This is a genomic window from Enterococcus sp. RIT-PI-f (assembly GCF_001297065.1).
Lineage (GTDB): Bacteria > Bacillota > Bacilli > Lactobacillales > Enterococcaceae > Enterococcus_D.
On the sequence record NZ_LHOX01000018.1, the window covers coordinates 220039 to 237592 of the forward strand.

At 42.3% G+C, this 17554-nt stretch carries 15 protein-coding genes; 11 read left to right on the forward strand and 4 right to left on the reverse strand.

Translation table 11 applies throughout. From position 1 onward, the window contains the following. Positions 1-36: 36 nt before the first annotated feature. Positions 37-771, reverse strand: a complete 735-nt coding sequence (locus AEQ18_RS12180) for an HAD family hydrolase (protein ID WP_054116841.1) — start codon at positions 769-771, stop codon at positions 37-39. A gap of 244 nt (positions 772-1015) precedes the next feature. On the opposite strand from AEQ18_RS12180, the gene AEQ18_RS12185 reads away from it, so the two are divergent. The 5 genes from AEQ18_RS12185 to pepF all read left to right on the forward strand — a co-directional run bounded on the left by AEQ18_RS12185 (position 1016) and on the right by pepF (position 7589). Further along, complete coding sequence (locus AEQ18_RS12185; RefSeq protein ID WP_054116606.1) at positions 1016-2734, forward strand: ABC transporter ATP-binding protein; 1719 nt, start codon at positions 1016-1018, stop codon at positions 2732-2734. A gap of 699 nt (positions 2735-3433) precedes the next feature. Continuing rightward, positions 3434-3832, forward strand: coding sequence for a transcriptional regulator SpxA (gene spxA / locus AEQ18_RS12190; RefSeq protein WP_054116607.1), 399 nt, complete (start codon positions 3434-3436; stop codon positions 3830-3832). Between the two features lie 149 nt (positions 3833-3981). Next, the gene (locus tag AEQ18_RS12195) at positions 3982-4632 is read left to right on the forward strand and encodes an adaptor protein MecA (protein ID WP_054116608.1); all 651 of its coding nucleotides are present in this window, start codon (positions 3982-3984) and stop codon (positions 4630-4632) included. An 80-nt stretch (positions 4633-4712) separates the two neighbouring features. Continuing rightward, the gene (locus AEQ18_RS12200; protein WP_054116609.1) at positions 4713-5711 is read left to right on the forward strand and encodes a competence protein CoiA; all 999 of its coding nucleotides are present in this window, start codon (positions 4713-4715) and stop codon (positions 5709-5711) included. 60 nt (positions 5712-5771) lie between these two features. Next, on the forward strand, positions 5772-7589 hold the full coding sequence (pepF, locus tag AEQ18_RS12205) for an oligoendopeptidase F (protein WP_054116610.1): 1818 nt from the start codon (positions 5772-5774) through the stop codon (positions 7587-7589). A 61-nt stretch (positions 7590-7650) separates the two neighbouring features. On the opposite strand, the gene AEQ18_RS12210 is transcribed toward pepF, so the two are convergent. Together AEQ18_RS12210 and AEQ18_RS12215 are read right to left on the reverse strand one after the other, a co-directional pair. Continuing rightward, positions 7651-8307, reverse strand: coding sequence for a DsbA family protein (locus AEQ18_RS12210; RefSeq protein WP_054116611.1), 657 nt, complete (start codon positions 8305-8307; stop codon positions 7651-7653). Positions 8308-8402: 95 nt separating this feature from the next. After that, complete coding sequence (locus AEQ18_RS12215; RefSeq protein WP_054116612.1) at positions 8403-8984, reverse strand: CYTH domain-containing protein; 582 nt, start codon at positions 8982-8984, stop codon at positions 8403-8405. A 200-nt stretch (positions 8985-9184) separates the two neighbouring features. Between AEQ18_RS12215 and AEQ18_RS12220 the strand changes: the two genes are divergently transcribed. From AEQ18_RS12220 to mgtE, 4 genes are all read left to right on the forward strand, one after another. Continuing rightward, a complete protein-coding gene (locus tag AEQ18_RS12220; RefSeq protein ID WP_054116613.1) occupies positions 9185-9853 on the forward strand; it encodes a GTP pyrophosphokinase in 669 nt (222 codons plus the stop codon). Continuing rightward, entirely contained in the window at positions 9850-10656 is an 807-nt protein-coding gene (locus tag AEQ18_RS12225; RefSeq protein ID WP_054116614.1) for an NAD kinase, read from the forward strand. The genes AEQ18_RS12220 and AEQ18_RS12225 overlap by 4 nt, the downstream gene beginning before the upstream one ends. A gap of 5 nt (positions 10657-10661) precedes the next feature. Beyond that, positions 10662-11555 carry an RluA family pseudouridine synthase gene (locus AEQ18_RS12230; RefSeq protein WP_054116615.1) on the forward strand — a complete coding sequence of 298 codons (894 nt, stop codon included), beginning with the start codon at positions 10662-10664 and terminating at the stop codon, positions 11553-11555. 64 nt (positions 11556-11619) lie between these two features. Beyond that, entirely contained in the window at positions 11620-12984 is a 1365-nt protein-coding gene (mgtE, locus tag AEQ18_RS12235; protein WP_054116616.1) for a magnesium transporter, read from the forward strand. 53 nt (positions 12985-13037) lie between these two features. Here mgtE and AEQ18_RS12240 read toward each other — a convergent pair whose 3' ends face one another. Continuing rightward, positions 13038-13874, reverse strand: a complete 837-nt coding sequence (locus AEQ18_RS12240) for an AraC family transcriptional regulator (RefSeq protein ID WP_054116617.1) — start codon at positions 13872-13874, stop codon at positions 13038-13040. Between the two features lie 144 nt (positions 13875-14018). On the opposite strand from AEQ18_RS12240, the gene AEQ18_RS12245 reads away from it, so the two are divergent. Then, complete coding sequence (locus AEQ18_RS12245) at positions 14019-15776, forward strand: ABC transporter ATP-binding protein (RefSeq protein ID WP_054116618.1); 1758 nt, start codon at positions 14019-14021, stop codon at positions 15774-15776. After that, positions 15757-17538: an ABC transporter ATP-binding protein gene (locus AEQ18_RS12250; RefSeq protein ID WP_054116619.1), complete on the forward strand. Its 1782-nt coding sequence runs from the start codon at positions 15757-15759 to the stop codon at positions 17536-17538. The genes AEQ18_RS12245 and AEQ18_RS12250 overlap by 20 nt, the downstream gene beginning before the upstream one ends. The last annotated feature ends 16 nt before the right edge of the window (positions 17539-17554 follow it).

The following is a 17554-nucleotide window of genomic DNA, read 5'->3' on the forward strand; positions in this document are numbered from 1 at the left end:
ATGTAAACGCAGGATGCCATCTGGCATCCTGCTTTTTTAGGCATATTGCATTTCTGGTATGGCTAAGAGCGTGCTGATTGCTTCTGATAAATCATCAAAACAATCGATGGTTTTATCTGGCAGCGATGCACGTCCAACTGGCGCTGTGCGATTCCGATGATTCAACCATAAGGCTTGCCAACCGGCACGTTTGGCGCCAATCACGTCATTGTCAAAGTTATCACCGACATATAAAGTCTGGTCTGGATCCAAGCCAAAGGAACATTCTGCTAGGCGGAAAATGTCCAACTCAGGTTTTTGAAACCCAGTAGTTTGCGAGATCATCATGTGTTCTGGTTTGATCCAATTGGTCAGCTGCAATTGATCTAATTTCTTTTGTTGGTGCGTGGTCGGCCCATTTGTGATGATACCGATTTTGACTGGCAGCGAAGCGAGAAAATCCAATGTATCTTTGACAGCAGGGTGTAAGGTGATCTGGTCAAGCTGTTGTTCATAGAGGGCTTGAAACTGTTGGCTTTCTGCCAATGAGATAGGTTGGCAGCCGATATCAGTCAATGACGTGCTGAGGCGGTAATGGCGAAAATGATCCAATGACCATTCTTTGGACAATACCTTGCCAAATTGTTCATCGCTATGCAACCGAAATTGCAGATAAAGTGAAGTGAGCTGTGGATAAGGGACTTCTGGAAAATAAGTCATGATCGCTTGGCGAAATGGTTGTTGCTGGTCGTAAAGAGTATCGTCGACATCAAAAAGTATACTAGAAATCAAAAAAGACACGCCTTTCAAAATTAATGAAAACTTTCATTTGTTTTTCGTTTATATCATAGATGATTTTTTTGAAGAAAAAAAGATGTAAAAGACTGTTAAATAAAGGTTTATTTTACTATTTTAGACAAACGGCGGAGTAATAACCTTTCATAATAATGGTGAATTTTACTCATTTTCAGACGATTCTCATTTTGCCTTTTCATGGATTGTTCTTTATAATGAAAGAATTGGAGGAGGGGTAAAAGTGTTAAAAAGGTTTTTTAGTTATTATCGACCCTATCGGTCACTGTTTATCTTAGATTTTACTTGTGCTGTTTTTGCCGGATTGCTGGAATTGGTGTTTCCAGTAGCAGTCAATCGTGTGATCGACCAAATTATGCCGCAAAACAATTTCCGTTTGATTATGTTGGCTTGTTTAGGTTTACTCTTTTTTTATATCATCAATACCGTTTTGCAATATGTAGTGGTCTTTTATGGACACAAACTGGGGGTCAATATTGAAACGGACATGCGGCAAGAATTGTTTCGTCATTTGCAAACGCAGCCTTTCGAATATTACGACAATCAGAAGACTGGGAAATTGATCAGTCGGCTGACTACTGATTTATTTGAAATATCGGAAGTGGCACATCACGGACCAGAAGATGTATTTATCACGATCATGACCCTGATCGGTTCATTTATTTTGATGTTGAATATGCATGTTCAGTTGGCTATCGCGACATTTGCGTTGATTCCACTGATCACTGTCGCACTGGTTTTTTTCAACAAAAAAATGACCAAAGTCAACACAGAGATCTATGATAATTTGGGTGAATTCAACGCCGGTGTCGAAGCTTCCGTCAGTGGCATTCGGGTGACACAGTCATTTGCCAATGAAACATTCGAACACAAGCGGTTTGACGGCTTGAGTCAATTGTATCGCCGCTCGAAAATCACTTTTTATAAAATCATGGCGATCAGTTCTGCTTATAATTACTTCTTGATTCGTTTGATCAATTTGTTTGCGCTGATTTTCGGGGCATATTATGTCATTCAAGGAGAATTGACCAATGGGCAGTTTGTCGGCTTTATCTTGCTATCCAATGTCTTTGTCAGACCTATCGAAAAAGTCAATACGATGATTGAAAGTTATCCAAAAGGGATCGCGGGCTTTCGACGCTTGACAGAAGAACTGGATAAACAACCAGCTATCCAGGACAAACCAGATGCCGTCATTGTCAAAAACTTGAAGGGCGATATCTCGTATCAAAATGTATCATTTGCGTATGCAGATGCCACGAAAGTCTTGAATCACATTGACCTTGAGATCAAGTCTGGTGAAACTGTCGCTTTTGTGGGGCAGAGCGGCTCAGGGAAGACTACATTGTGCAACTTGTTACCGAGATTTTACGAGGTGTCAGAAGGTGAGATCACGATTGACGGCATCAATATTCAAGATATGACGTTGGCTTCTTTAAGAGGGCAGATCGGTACCGTACAACAAGATGTCTTTCTCTTTCCAGGTACCATTCGCGAAAATATTGCTTATGGAAAATTGCAGGCATCAGAGGCTGAAATCCTTCAAGCAGCAAAGTTGGCACATTTAGAGCAAGTGATCGATCAAATGAGTGACGGATTGGATACGGTGATTGGCGAAAGAGGGGTCAAACTTTCTGGTGGCCAAAAACAACGGGTAGCGATTGCCAGAATGTTCTTGAAGAATCCGCCGATCCTCATCTTGGATGAAGCGACTTCAGCTTTAGATACTGAAACTGAGCAAGTGATCCAAGAATCATTGAATGCGTTAGCTGATGGCAGAACGACCTTGATCATCGCCCATCGTTTAGCGACGATCAAGCATGCCACAAGGATCATTGTTGTCAGTGACCAAGGTATTTTAGAAGAGGGCAGTCATGATGATCTGATGGCATTGAATGGCCATTATCGCCGCTTGCATGATGCCCAATTCGCCAAAAAATAAAACTGGCAAGGCCGAATCAAAAAAGGGATTATCTGTTTTTATAGGTAAATCACCCATTTTAAGCCACCAACTTGCAGCTTATCCGTTGAGATAAGCTGTTTTTTTTTATTTTCTTCTCTTTTAATGCTGTTATTTAATATAGTGAATGGTGTGTAGAAAGCAGAGGAAAGGTATGTGCAAGGGGCGATTTGATGAGAAAGCGGGTTGCACAAAAAAACTCCCTCTGTTACATTGGAAGGAGAAAGACCAGCGTTTTAAAAATAACAAAAATTTTTTATGCCTGCGTATTTTGTTATTTAAGGACGATTTTTTGTGATTTTTACCTTAAAAATAAAAGCTTGAAATAAGTGCGTTATATCGCTGATAAAGAAATTACAGTTGTAAATCATTTGCAAAAAATTAAAAAACGTATCTATATTTATGCGTGATTATTTAACAAAGTGTCATCCATCTGATACACCAATGATACACTGTTGTATAAAAGCAGTAATATTAAAAATAAATTTGAATTCTCTCATTTAAAGGATTCGATTTCCAGAGAAACCTTTTGTTTTTAAGGTTTCTCTTTTAATATAACTTTCGAGTTTTATTAAAAAATATGAGATATAGACTAGATTTTTTCTAGGTTCTTCTGTATAATTAGAATCAAGCAAGGGAACAGGACTTGCGATCCACTTATTTAAAAAGGAGAGATGCACGTTGTTGACACTATACACTTCCCCAAGTTGCACGTCTTGTCGCAAAGCTCGTGCGTGGTTACAAGAGCATGAGATTCCTTTTGTTGAAAGAAATATTTTTTCAGAACCATTGAATATTTCTGAATTGAAAGCAATCTTACAGATGACAGAAGACGGTACAGAAGAAATTATTTCTACCAGATCCAAAGTTTTTCAAAAATTGAACATGGATCTAGATGACCTGCCCCTGAAAGATTTATTGACACTTGTCCAAGAGAATCCAGGATTATTGCGTCGTCCGATCATGATCGATGAGAAACGACTGCAAGTAGGTTTCAATGAAGATGAAATTCGCCGATTCTTGCCTAGAGATGTTCGTCAATTGGAACTTCGTCATGCACAGTTAATGGCAGGCTTATAAAACAATATCGTTGACCCGTTCTTAAGCCGAACGGGTTTTTTTGTAGAGATTTACGCTTTTCTTAAGCGAATATTCGTTTTCGCTTTACTTTTTGACTGGTTTCGCTACAATGAACCTATAAGAATTAGCAAAAGTGAGGTGTAGCTAATATGGAAATGGAACATATCAATGAGAACACCATACGTGTATTGATCAAAAGTGAAGACTTAGCTGCGAGAGGTATCACTTTTCTTGACCTTCTAGGCAACCATAATGAAATTGAAAACTTCTTTTATAGTATTTTAGAAGAAGTCGATATCGATGAAGAATTTAAAGGAAGTGAAGCAGTCACATTCCAAGTTTTGCCAAAAGGTGATGGATTAGAACTGTTTATCAGCAAGAACCTTCCGCCAGAAGCAATGGAAGGCTTTGACGAAATGGCAGACAATGAAAATGAAGATATTACCGATATGTTGAAGAAACATGTGGCGGCTCAATTGCAAGAAGCGGATCAAGTTGAAGAGATCGGGACTCGGTTTGTTTTTGAACTCGCCCATTTCGAAGATATGATCCAATTGGCTTCAGAAGTCTACTTAGACGGTGTTGCGTCAAATCTCTATCAAATGGGCACCCAATACTTCATTGAATTGCGTTTTACAGATCCTGAAGTCACAGATATCGAAGTAGAGAATGCACTGTCTTATCTTATGGAGTTTGCCCAACGGACAAGTGTCACTCCTGAAGTGCTTTCTGAATATGGTCAATTGATCATGGAAAATGATGCGTTGGCTTTGACACGGTACTACTTCAAAACTGAATAATTGCTGTATCATGAAATGACCGTCACATCTTTTTGATGTAGACGGTTTTTTTGCGTACTTATCTTTGAGGTGGTGAAGAGATGCTGTATGCCTATGATCAGGAGAAGCAATTGCGCAGTGCGGATACCGTTGAAATGAAAGACAACAAGTTTCATTGTCCTGGTTGTCAAGAACAAGTGACATGGAAGCGCGGTCCAAAACGGCGAGCCCATTTTGCCCACCGCAAGAATGCCGAATGTAGCACCTTCAGTGAGGGAGAAACAGAAGAACATTTAGCGGCCAAAGCGTACTTATATGATTGGTTTGATCCTTTGCCAGTCAAAATCGAATGTTTTTTGCCAGAATTGACGCAACGGCCAGATCTAAAGTATCAGCAACTGGTGATCGAGGTCCAATGTTCGCCAATTTCATTGACGGATTTTTCTGTCCGCACTGCCGGTTATCTGAAAGCTGGCTATCAGCCATGGTGGATCTTAGGGTTACGACTGCAGCCAAAGAAAATTTGGCACACAATTGCTAAAGCAAGTTGCATGTATGATGATCAAGGGTTTAATCTATGGGGAATCGATGTGGGGCGTCAGTGTTTGATCCATTATACGGCGATCGATTGGCATTATCAATATGGCGTGGGCTATCAATGTACGTGGTTTTCTGAAAGCTGTTCCTTTGATAAAGGAACGTTAAGACCAATCAATACTGCGCAAACAAAGCCGCATACTGTCAGAAGACTTTGGCAGCCCAATGCCTATCAATTTTGGCTCTTGCAGCAACTGATCAAAAAAACACCCCGAATCATGCAGGTTCAGGCATTGGTGTATTCCCTTAACAGGCACATTGCCCAATTGCCTTTTTGGTGTTACCAAGACAGTCGCTTTGGTTTTTTATTTGAACATTGGGTGCTGGTGATGCGGGTTTGCTTTGACCTCGATCCGCAGCAATCTTTTGCACAGTGGCTGTACAAATTACGGATGATCGACTGGTCATGGCCTTATCCCCTCATCGATCAGTCAACGATCTTATGCGCCTTTTTTGAGGAATGTCAACAATTAGAGGCTAGATTTCATTTTCAAAACGAATGATTTGGTTCCCACTCAAAATATGGTAAGATATTTCTAGAGAATATCAAAGGAGTGAACGATATGTCAGAACCAAAACAATTACCTGCTCGTGAAACGATCCCGGAAGAGAAAACGTGGGATTTGACCAAAATCTATGCCGATGATGCAGCTTTTGAAGCCGCTTATCAAGACATCACCGCAGAGGCCCAAGCCGCCAAGAACTACCAAGGTACGCTTACTGAAGGACCTGAGGCTTTTTTGAAAGCGTTGGAATATGTCTTAGATTTATCGCGCAAATTAGAGAAATTGTACGTCTACAGCCATTTGAAAAACGACCAAGATACAGCGAATACCACGTACCAAGGCTTGTATGCAAAAGCAAGCAGCTTGTTGGCACAAGTCAGCGAAGCGATTGCCTGGTTTGATCCTGAGTTGTTGACGATGTCAGATGAGACCATATGGGGTTACTTCGATCAGGAACCGAAATTAGCGGTCTATCGCCACATGATCGAAAAAACCATCAATGAGCGACCTCATGTCCTGCCAGCGGAACAAGAGGCATTGCTTGCCGGCGCAGGAGAAATATTCGGTGCACCTGGCAACATTTTCTCTGTATTGAACAATGCTGATTTGACTTTCCCAATCGTTGATGATGAAAACGGAGAGAAAGTCCAACTTTCACATGGCGTGTATGGCGAATTGTTGGAAAGTACGGACCGTTCTGTACGAGAAGCAGCTTTTAAAGGCTTATATGGCGTGTATGAGCAATTCCGCAACACCTTTGCACAGACATTGAGTACCAACATCAAAAGCCACAATTTCAAAGCGAAAGCCCGTCATTTTGACTCCGCCCGACAAGCGGCATTAAGTGCCAACCATATCCCTGAAAGTGTCTACGATACCTTAGTAAATGTGGTCAATGAGCATTTGCCATTGCTGCATCGCTATATGGCTTTGAGAAAACGTTTGTTGGCAGTGGATACCATGCATATGTACGATGTCTATACGCCGATCCTTGGAGAAGCACCCATTCGATACAGCTATGATGAAGCGGTTGCCAAAGCCAAAGAAGCGTTGCAGCCTTTGGGTGAAGAATACTTAGCAGTTGTAGAAGAAGCTTTTGACAACCGGTGGATCGATGTCGTTGAAAACAAAGGAAAACGCAGCGGTGCGTATTCATCTGGTGCATATGATACATTGCCGTATATTTTGATGAACTGGAATGATCGTTTGGATCAATTGTTCACCTTAGTCCATGAAATGGGGCACAGTGTGCATAGTTACTTTACCCGCAGCAATCAGCCTTATGCCTATGGCGATTATTCGATCTTCTTGGCCGAGATCGCTTCGACTACGAACGAAAATATTTTGACTGAATATATGTTGCAAACGGAAAGCGATCCTAGAGTCAAAGCGTATGTCTTGAATCATTACTTGGACGGCTTTAAAGGAACGATTTTCCGCCAAACACAGTTTGCAGAGTTTGAACACTTTATGCACGTAGAAGACGCCAAGGGTACACCATTGACGAGCGAGTATCTAAGTGAAAATTATGCCCAATTAAACGCCAAATATTACGGCCCTGCAGTGGCTGAAGATCCAGAGATTCGTTTAGAATGGTCACGGATCCCGCATTTTTATTACAACTACTATGTCTATCAATATGCAACAGGGTTCTCAGCTGCATCTGCTTTGGCGAAGAAAATCTTGGCAGGGGAACCGGATGCATTGACCAATTACTTGAATTATTTGAAAGCCGGTCGTTCTGATTATCCGATCGAAGTGATGAAGAAAGCTGGTGTCGATATGACACAGGCAGATTATATCAAAGATGCAATGAAAGTTTTTGCGCAGCGTTTGGATGAACTTGAAGCGCTGGTCAGTGAGCTAGAAGCGTAAATCCATTGCAGTTCAATCAAAAAGAAACCGCCCGATCGGGCGGTTTCTTTGATTGAATCGATCATAATAAGATTAGTTTATGGTCAACGCCTTGTAATGTAGAGAGGGTTGGCTTTTTTAGCGCATTTTTTCGTTCAAGGAACGCGAATTGATCATCGGACGTTTCACACAGTGCCGGCAGACTGGCTAAGGCCTTTGCCCCTTCTAAAAGTACGCCATATTCACGTTCGCATGCGAAGTTATATACGACAGCAGAAGGGGTGATGGTGATCCCCATGTCTTTTGCCACTGTCTGATCAGTCAAAAAATTCTTTTTGACCAATTCAGATTGGCGATCTTCTAAGAACATAGACAGATCACCTCGGGTTTCTGAAAATAATTCTTGCACCAATTGCTCGCTATAGTCTTTCTTATCCACGCCGACGTGCTGCTGCAATTTCAACAAGAAATCTCTAGCGATTTTTTTGCCTTGTAATTGAGCGGCTTTATAATCAAGCGAAGCTGTATAAATCAGTTTTGTTTGATCGTTGCGCAAAAGCAAATCAGTTTTATCCATGGACAAGTATTCCATAGATACACCGACAGATGTTAAATTGACCAATGGCAATATTTGCAAATGGATTTTTTTGCGGTACTTTGTCAAATTCTCCAATAGTTCCTTTTCAACTTGATAGCAAATCGGACCAATGGGGTTGACAAATAAAAATATTTCAATCATTTGAATCTCTCCCCAAATAAGATTCTTTTTATGTTAAACAATCGTACATTTTAATAAATATAACAAATGTTAGCGAAAAAAGTAAGTAAACCTTCTTAAATATGTGATTTTTCTGACATTGCCCGTTCGATTTTATTTTTGGCTGGTTGATAATGGATGTTGAAGGTATCTAAAAGGGTCAGAAAGGCTCGTTTCCCTTCGATTGGATCAGAAACTTCTAACTCAAGTTCGAAATCTTCCTTTTCTCCATACCAGCTGTGATCGATGGCAAGCAAACCTTCAGGAATCGAAAATTCAGCCCGTTTAGTGGTTAGGGTCGCAAGGGGAACAATAGCCATTGGCTCAATCGATGCAGCCAACAAACGTTTGACAACAGCACCGGTGCGTAAGATGTTCCCTGAGTGCAAAATCTCAGCGGTCTCTGCTTTGGTCAACTGGTCCGTTGTTTCCAACAAGCCATTTTCAACCGGGGTTTTAAGGGTCAGTTCATCATAAACGGCGGTCGTCCGCACACGAAGTCCAAATCCTAAACTGCGTAGTTGCTGGTCAGGTGTATCAAAATAGTGATTGACCTGCGTCTTAAAGGCTTGCGCTGTTAACTGATAATGGGCAATCAATTGCGTATATTGGTTTTTTGAAAGTAATGTTTTATATTCAATTTCGATTTGTTCTGTCATTCAGGCCACTCGCTTTCATCAGCTATCCAATTTTACAATTCGGATAAAACTGTGTCAAACAAAACGCCTTTTTAATATGAAGCAATCTTCAAGCGGATGTGCAAAAAAAATTCTTGCTGTTGCTGCCTATGTGGTTCAGATTTGGCTGTAAGGTATGGTAGAATAAGAGAGTATGTGATGAAAAGAATCGAGGTATGAATATGATTCGAGATTGGGAAGATTTTTTGGCACCGTATGAACAAGCGGTTTCTGAATTAAAAGTGAAATTAAGAGGGATACGTAAGCAGTATCGCGAGCAAAGCAAACATGTACCGATTGAATTCGTGACCGGACGGGTCAAGCCAATCGATAGTATATTGACCAAAAGCAAATTACGGGGAATTGATTTAGCGCGTCTTGAGGACGAAATGTCGGATATTGCTGGTTTGCGGATCATGTGCCAGTTTGTGGAAGATATCCATCAAGTGGTTGATTTGCTGCGCACCCGCAAAGACATGAAAGTGATCATCGAGCGGGATTATATCACCAACAAAAAAGCCAGCGGCTATCGTTCCTATCATCTAGTGATCGAGTATCCCGTCCAATTGATCGATGGCGAGAAAATTATTCTCGCGGAGATTCAAATCCGTACCTTGGCAATGAATTTTTGGGCAACGATCGAACATTCATTAAATTACAAATACCAAGGTGAATTTCCTGTTGAAATCAGTGAACGGTTGCGCAGATCAGCGGAAGCCGCCTATCAGTTAGATGAAGAGATGTCCAATATTCGAGAAGAGATCCAGGAAGCGCAACGACTATTTTCCCATGGGAAAGGCCAGCGTTCGAAACGGGACCAACCGCAATCCCTCGAGGAGGATCAGAAATGAAGGGTATCCGAGTAGCAATCATCAACAATCAAGAAGAAAAATCGTTGCGTGTCACCAAACGTTTGGTGGAGCTGCTAGAGCTTTCTGAAAATACGATCGACCAAGACAATCCAGAACTTGTGATCTCAGTGGGGGGCGATGGCACACTGCTTTCAGCCTTTCACTTATTCAATCATAAGTTGGATCAAGTCCAGTTTCTAGGTGTCCATACCGGTCATTTGGGGTTTTATACCGATTGGCGGGATTATGAACTAGCAGAAATGGTGGCATCTTTATGCAACGATCGGCAAAAGACGGTCAGTTATCCTTTGTTAGACGTACGGATCACTTACGCCAATGGCAAATCAGACAAACATTTTTTGGCGTTGAATGAGTCAACGATCAAACGAGGCAACCGCACGATGGTCGCAGATATATCGATCAAAGAAGATTTGTTTGAAAAATTCCGCGGCGATGGCCTGTCGATCTCGACACCAACTGGTTCCACCGCTTACAACAAAAGCGTCGGCGGGGCAGTGCTGCACCCGAGTATCAATGCGTTTCAATTGGCTGAGATTGCTTCTTTGAACAATCGTGTCTTCAGGACATTGGGTTCACCGATCGTGGTCGGTCATCACGAATGGGTCAAAGTCCAATTGCAACAAAGTACCGATTATTTGGTGACGATCGATCAATTTACGATCGAACAAGAAGAAATCGATGCGATCTATTACCGAATTGCCGATGAACGGATTCATTTCGCGTCTTATCGGCATATGCATTTTTGGAATCGAGTGAAAGATTCCTTTATTGGAGAAGAATAAACGAGATGAAATTTACCTATCATTACACGAAAACAGTGCCGCAACAGGTGAAGTATTTTTTGAAAGAACAAGGGATTTCCAAAGGCCTCCTTGCCAAGATCAAATTTCAAGGAGGCAGCATTTTTGTCAATCAAGAGGAACAAAATGTCTTGTTTTCATTGAAACAACATGATAGGGTAACTATTGTGATTCCAGATGAAGGCGAACATGAAACCATGCTGCTGGATGAGACACCGATCGAGATCGTTTTTGAAGATGAACACTTGTTGATCGTCAATAAGCCAGCGGGTGTATCTTCGATCCCGGCCCAGTATCATCCTAACGGAACGATGGCCAATCGGGTCAAAGCGTATTACCGCCGGCAACAGTATCCAAACCAAGTGATCCATGTGGTGACACGTCTGGATCGGGATACATCTGGTTTGATGCTCTTTGCTAAACACGGCTTCGCCCATGCCAAGATGGATGTACAGCTGCGTCAAAAAAAAGTCATCAAAAAATATCAGGCACTGATTGCCGGTGAGTTGGCTGTCTTAGCGGATCATGGGGAGATCGATCAGCCTATTGCCCGCGATTTGACTTCGCTGTTGAAACGCAAAGTTTCTCCAGAAGGTAAGCCAGCCCGTACCGAATATTGGGTAGCCAAACAAAAGCCTCAGTGGGCATTGGTGGATATTCGACTGCATACGGGTCGAACCCATCAAATACGGGTCCATTTTTCGGCAATTGGCTGTCCGCTTTTGGGAGATGACATGTATGGCGGCAGAATGGATCTAGGCATCGAGCGGCAAGCACTCCACTGCTGTCAGCTGCAATTTTTGCATCCCTTCACAGAAGCGCGCATGGCTTTTGACTGTCCTTTAGCCACCGACATGGCGATTGTCGCAACAAGCCATTAAGAGAATACAATGAAGAGAGTTCAACTAAAAGAATTCAACTAAGAGAATAAATGAGGTGAAGAGATTGGATGAAAATCAAGAATTAATCGAACGGTTTGATCAACTGACCCAAGCGCTGAAAGAGATGGATATCCAGAAGTTCAGAGATGAATTTCTAGATCTGCATATCTATGAGCAGGGGCAGTTCTACCAATCTCTGGAAGCCAGTGCGCGTCAAATCGTTTATACGTATCTTTCGCCCAAAGAATTGGCGGATATGTTCGATGTGATCGAAGAAGATGATGAACATATGGTGGATTATTTAACAGAGATGCGGCCTAGTTATGCGGCCGATATGTTGGCGCAAATGTATACGGATAATGCGGTCGATTTGTTGAATACATTAGATAAAAAGCAAACGGCAAAATATCTCAGCTTAATGACTGCTGATGAAGCCAGCGAGATCAAAGAACTGCTTCATTATGAGGATGAAACAGCGGGCTCTTTGATGACCACCGAATTTGTGTCGATCGTGGCGAATCAGACCGTTCGCTCTGCGATGTATGTGTTGAAAAATGCGGCGGATGTGGCCGAAACGATTTATTATATCTATGTGGTGGATACCGATGACAAATTGGTCGGGGTTATTTCGTTGCGGGATCTGATCATCAATGAAGATGACACCATGATTGCCGATATTTTGAATGAACGGGTGATGTCGGTGCATGTCGGTGATGACCAAGAAGATGTAGCCCAAACCTTTAGGGATTACGATTTCTTGGCATTACCAGTCACAGACTACGATGACCATTTGCTGGGAATCGTGACCGTCGATGATATCATTGATGTTATCGATGATGAAGCAGCAAGTGACTATTCCGGTTTGGCTGGGGTCAACGTAGAAGAAGTCAGCGAAAACCCAATCAAAGCGTCTAGCCGTCGTTTACCATGGTTGATCACGTTGTTGTTCCTGGGGATGGCAACTGCCAGTTTGATCAGCCATTATGAAGAATTAGTTAGTGAAGCCAGTATCTTAGCCGTGTTTATTTCTTTGATCACCGGGACTGCGGGAAATGCTGGTACCCAATCATTGGCGGTGGCTGTTAGACGACTGGCCATCAATGATGACAAAGAAAAGAGCTTTATGAAGACCGTCGTCGGGGAAGTTCTGACGGGATTATTTACCGGTGCGATCACGGGTCTGACGATCTTTGCGATCGTGGCAGTTTGGAAACAAAATCCGATTCTGGGTTTTGTGATCGGGATGGCTATGATGTGTGCGATCACAGTGGCCAACCTAGCAGGAAGTTTGATTCCTATGCTGATGGATAAATTAGGGTTTGATCCGGCTGTTGCCAGCGGCCCATTTATTACCACATTGAGTGATCTCACCAGTGTCTTGATTTATTTTAATATCGCAAGTTTGTTTATGCGCTACTTTATACAATGAAGCAAAGGCAAGACCGCAACACGTTCCTAGTGAGGATTCGTGTTGCGGTCTTTTTAATGTTTGAATTTCGGCAAGATGCCAGAAGGGGAGATGCCATAAAGTTTTTTAAAAGACTTACTGAAGTGATAGGCATCTTGATAACCCACCGCAGAAGCGACTTCTTTGATCGTCAGTTGGTCATTCTTCAGCATATCTTTCGCCCGTTTGAGCCTGATCTCAATCAAGTAATTGATCGGGCTCATGCCTGTCGCTTCTTTAAAAATCTTCGATAAATACGTCGGACTTAGAAATTGATCTTGGGCGAGTTTTTCTAAAGTGATCTCTTCTTTATAGTGATTTTCTAAATAATAGATCGTATAGTTCACGATCTTTTGCTGACGCTGTTGGCTTTTCGACAGATAGGGCACAACGTTGCTGTCTTCATCATTGAGCCCGCGTAAAATATAGACCAGCATCTCGATCAGCAACGCTTTTTGGATCAGCTGAAACTCATCACGTTCCTCATTGCTTTCTTTGACCAGCTGCCAAGCTTTTTCCAACACTTGATGGTGGTATTGACCTAGATCTAACAGCGGGTGTTTATTTGGAAAGACATTGCGTGTAAACCCTTCTAAAGAAATATTTTTCAACCCTATATGCAATTGATGGGAGCGGGTACCAGGCAATTGAAATTCACAATGATCCACACCCGGATTAAAAAGCATCACGCTGCCCGCCCGAATTTTCTTTGCGGGTTCTTGATTAAAATGATAATTGCTTTCTCCCTCTAATAAAATACTGATCTCCAAAAAATCATGGTGGTGCATGTCACCATGGCTTTCGGATTGGGTCCAAGGATCAAACAAATAAATGATTTCTGGGTTAAACGTGCGCGGATTGACTAAATTCATGGCTGCTTCACTCCAATTCGGGCTACACGTCCTGAAGTAATCAGGCGTGGCTCTTCTTAGTAATATTCTACATCAAAATGAGTAAGAAAAACCATTTTAATCGCTTTTCAAACCTTTATTCTTAACAACGAGAGGGGGAATTCGATGAGTAACACACAATGGATCTGGCGCTATGCAAAAAAGAACCGCGGCAAACTTCTATTGGCAACTTTATTTTTAGTGATCAATGCAGCGCTGATCGTTGTTAATCCATATTTAGGGGGTATGGTGATCGACGATGTGATCAATCAGCAAAAATCAGAACTGTTACTGCCATTATTATTGATCATGATAGGAACGACCGTGGTACGGACAATCGTTCGGTACTTGTATCAATTGCTGTTTGAACGCGTGGGTCAAAATACGCTGTATGATCTCAGAGAAGATATGTATCAAAAATTGCAAGAATTGGACTTTGATTTCTTCAACCATACCCGAGTAGGAGATATCATGGCCCGGATGACCGGCGATACCGATGCGATTCGCCACTTTGTTTCCTGGGTGACTTACAATATTGCAGAATGTGTTTTATGGTTCTTTTCGGCAATCGTTGTCATGAGTTTTATTGATTGGAAATTGATGTTGGCACTTGTCGCCATTACGCCCTTTATTTTTGTATTGACCAATCAAATGTCGAAAAAAGCCCATCCGCTATTCTTCAATATCCGTGAGAGTTTTTCCAGATTGAATTCGATGGTAGAAGAAAATATCGGCGGCAATCGGGTGGTCAAAGCATTTGCCCGAGAAAATTTTGAGATTGAAAAATTTGTGCAATATAATGAAGACTTTAAAGCGAAAAATATGGCATCGGCTGAAGTATCCAGAACCTACTTGCCATGGCTAGACGGATTGGCCGGTAGTTTATCGATCATTGCATTGGTTCTGGGTGGGATCTTCGTGATCAATGGCGAGATGACGTTAGGGGATTTGGTGGCCTTCAATGGGTACTTGTGGATGCTGAACAATCCGATGCGGATGAGCGGCTGGTTGATCAATGATGCCCAACGCTTTTCAGCGGCGTGTATCAAGATCCGGCAAATGCTGGCACAGGAATCGAAAATACCAGTGCATCATCAAGAAACACTGGTGCCGATCAAGGGCTATGTAGAATTTAAAGATGTGTCCTTCCACTTTTCCGATGATCCTGATCAAAATGTTTTGTCAGATATTAATTTCAGCATCGGACCAGGACAAACGCTGGGGATTTTAGGCGAGACAGGATCAGGAAAAACGACACTAGTCAATTTAGTGGGGCGATTCTATGATCCAACCGAAGGAACAGTCTTGATCGATGGCAAAAATGCCAAAGAATACCCCGTCCGTCAATTGCGGGAGAACATTTCGATGGTCATGCAAGATGTCTTCTTATTCTCAAATACGATCACCGACAATATCGCCTTTGGAAATCCATTGGCAGATGAAGGATTTATTCGGCAAATGGCTGTCGTAGCCGATGCAGATACCTTCATCTCACGGATGCCGCAAGGCTATGAAACGATTATTGGTGAGCGGGGTGTCGGACTATCTGGTGGGCAAAAACAACGGATCTCTCTAGCACGGGCACTGGCCAAAGACCCATCGATTTTGATTTTGGACGACACGACGTCAGCCGTCGATATGGAAACGGAATCGAAGATCCAGCAAGAACTCACCAAGTTAACAGGCGAAAAGACCACATTTATCATCGCCCATCGTATTTCATCGGTTAGAGAAGCCGACGTGATTCTCATGATGGAAAAGGGCCGTGTCGTCGAACAAGGCACACACGAAGCACTGGTTGCCAAACGTGGTAAATATTATGAAGTGTATCAAAAACAACTAGGTTTATCAGGAGGTGAAGACGATGGCGAGAAACACATTTGATGTCGATGAAGAATTAGAACAGGAATTTAGTTGGCAAGACTTCAAGCGCCTATCACGTTATGTTGTTCCGTATAAGCAAAGTATCTTCAAAGTCTTGGCAACGATCATTTTGGCCAATCTTGCAGGGATGATGGCGCCGGTCTTCACCAAGATTGCGATCGATACATCGATTCCTGAAGGAAGTATTGGTCAGTTGCTATTGATCGGCGTGGCATTTCTGGTGACCTTGGTCATCATTGGCGTCTGCATGCGCTATCGAATCTATCATATCACCAGTATCGGTCAAGACGTGTTGAAAGACATGCGCTATGATATTTTTGAGCATTTGCAACGCTTGCCGTTTTCCTACTTTGATACGCGGCCACATGGGAAAATCTTGATCCGCATCGTCAATTATATCAATACCTTGAGTGACCTGTTGAGTAATGGGTTGATCAATCTGATCTCGGATATTTTCAATGTCGTGATCACCTTGATCTTCATGTTTGCCATTGACTTCAGATTGACCCTGTATTCATTGGCTTTGCTGCCAGTCTTGTTTGTGATGGTGATGGTCATCAAAAACAAACAGCGCAAAGCGTATCAAACCCTTAGCAATAAACAATCTAATTTGAATGCCTATATCCATGAAAGCATCGCAGGCATCAAAATCACGCAATCTTTTGCCAGAGAAGAAGAGAATGCTGGTATTTTCGAAGAAGTCAGCAATGACTATCGGACTTCATGGATGAAAGCCGTCCGGATTCAATTTCTGATGTGGCCAGGCGTACAGAATATCTCAGTCATCACCACTTGCTTGATTTATTTTGTCGGTATCCGCCAAATCGGGGTGGAAGTCAGTACCGGAACTCTGATTGCTTTCATCAGTTATATCAACAATTTTTGGAATCCGGTCATTAATATCGGGAATTTTTACAATTCATTGATCACAGCAACAGCCTATTTGGAACGTATATTTGAAACCATGGACGAAGTACCAGATATCGAAGACAAACCTGATGCCAAAGTCTTGCCAGCAATGAAAGGGGCAGTGGCCTTTGAAGATGTGACTTTCCGCTATGAAGAAGGCAAGAATATTCTATCAGATGTCAACTTTACGATTACGCCAGGGGAAAGTATTGCTTTGGTTGGACCAACCGGCGCGGGTAAGACCACGATCATCAATTTGTTGAGCCGCTTTTACGATGTCAATGAAGGCAGTGTCAAAGTTGATGGCATGGATGTCCGTGATGTCACATTGGCTTCATTGCGCTCTCAGATGGGTGTGATGCTGCAAGATACCTTTATTTTCTCTGGTACCATCATTGAGAATATTCGTTACGGAAAATTAGATGCTACGGAAGAAGAAATCATCGAAGCAGCCAAAATCGTTCGCGCCCATGATTTTATCAAAGATTTGAAAGATGGCTATGATACGGTGGTGGAAGAGCGGGGTAGTACGTTATCTGCAGGTCAGCGGCAATTGATATCCTTTGCGCGTGCGCTGCTAGCAGATCCGAAGATTCTGATTCTGGATGAAGCAACTTCAAGCATTGATACCAAAACAGAGGAACTGCTGCAAGAAGGTTTACTAAAACTCTTAGAAGGTCGGACCTCCTTTATTATTGCCCATCGCTTGTCAACGATCAAAAACTCGGACCGCATTTTCTATGTGGCTGGCGGTACGATCGCGGAATCAGGCAATCATGACCAATTGATGGCCCAAAGAGGGTTGTATCATCATTTGTATCAATCGCAATATGATTTGTTGCAGGCGATATGAGATAAGTGAAAATAAT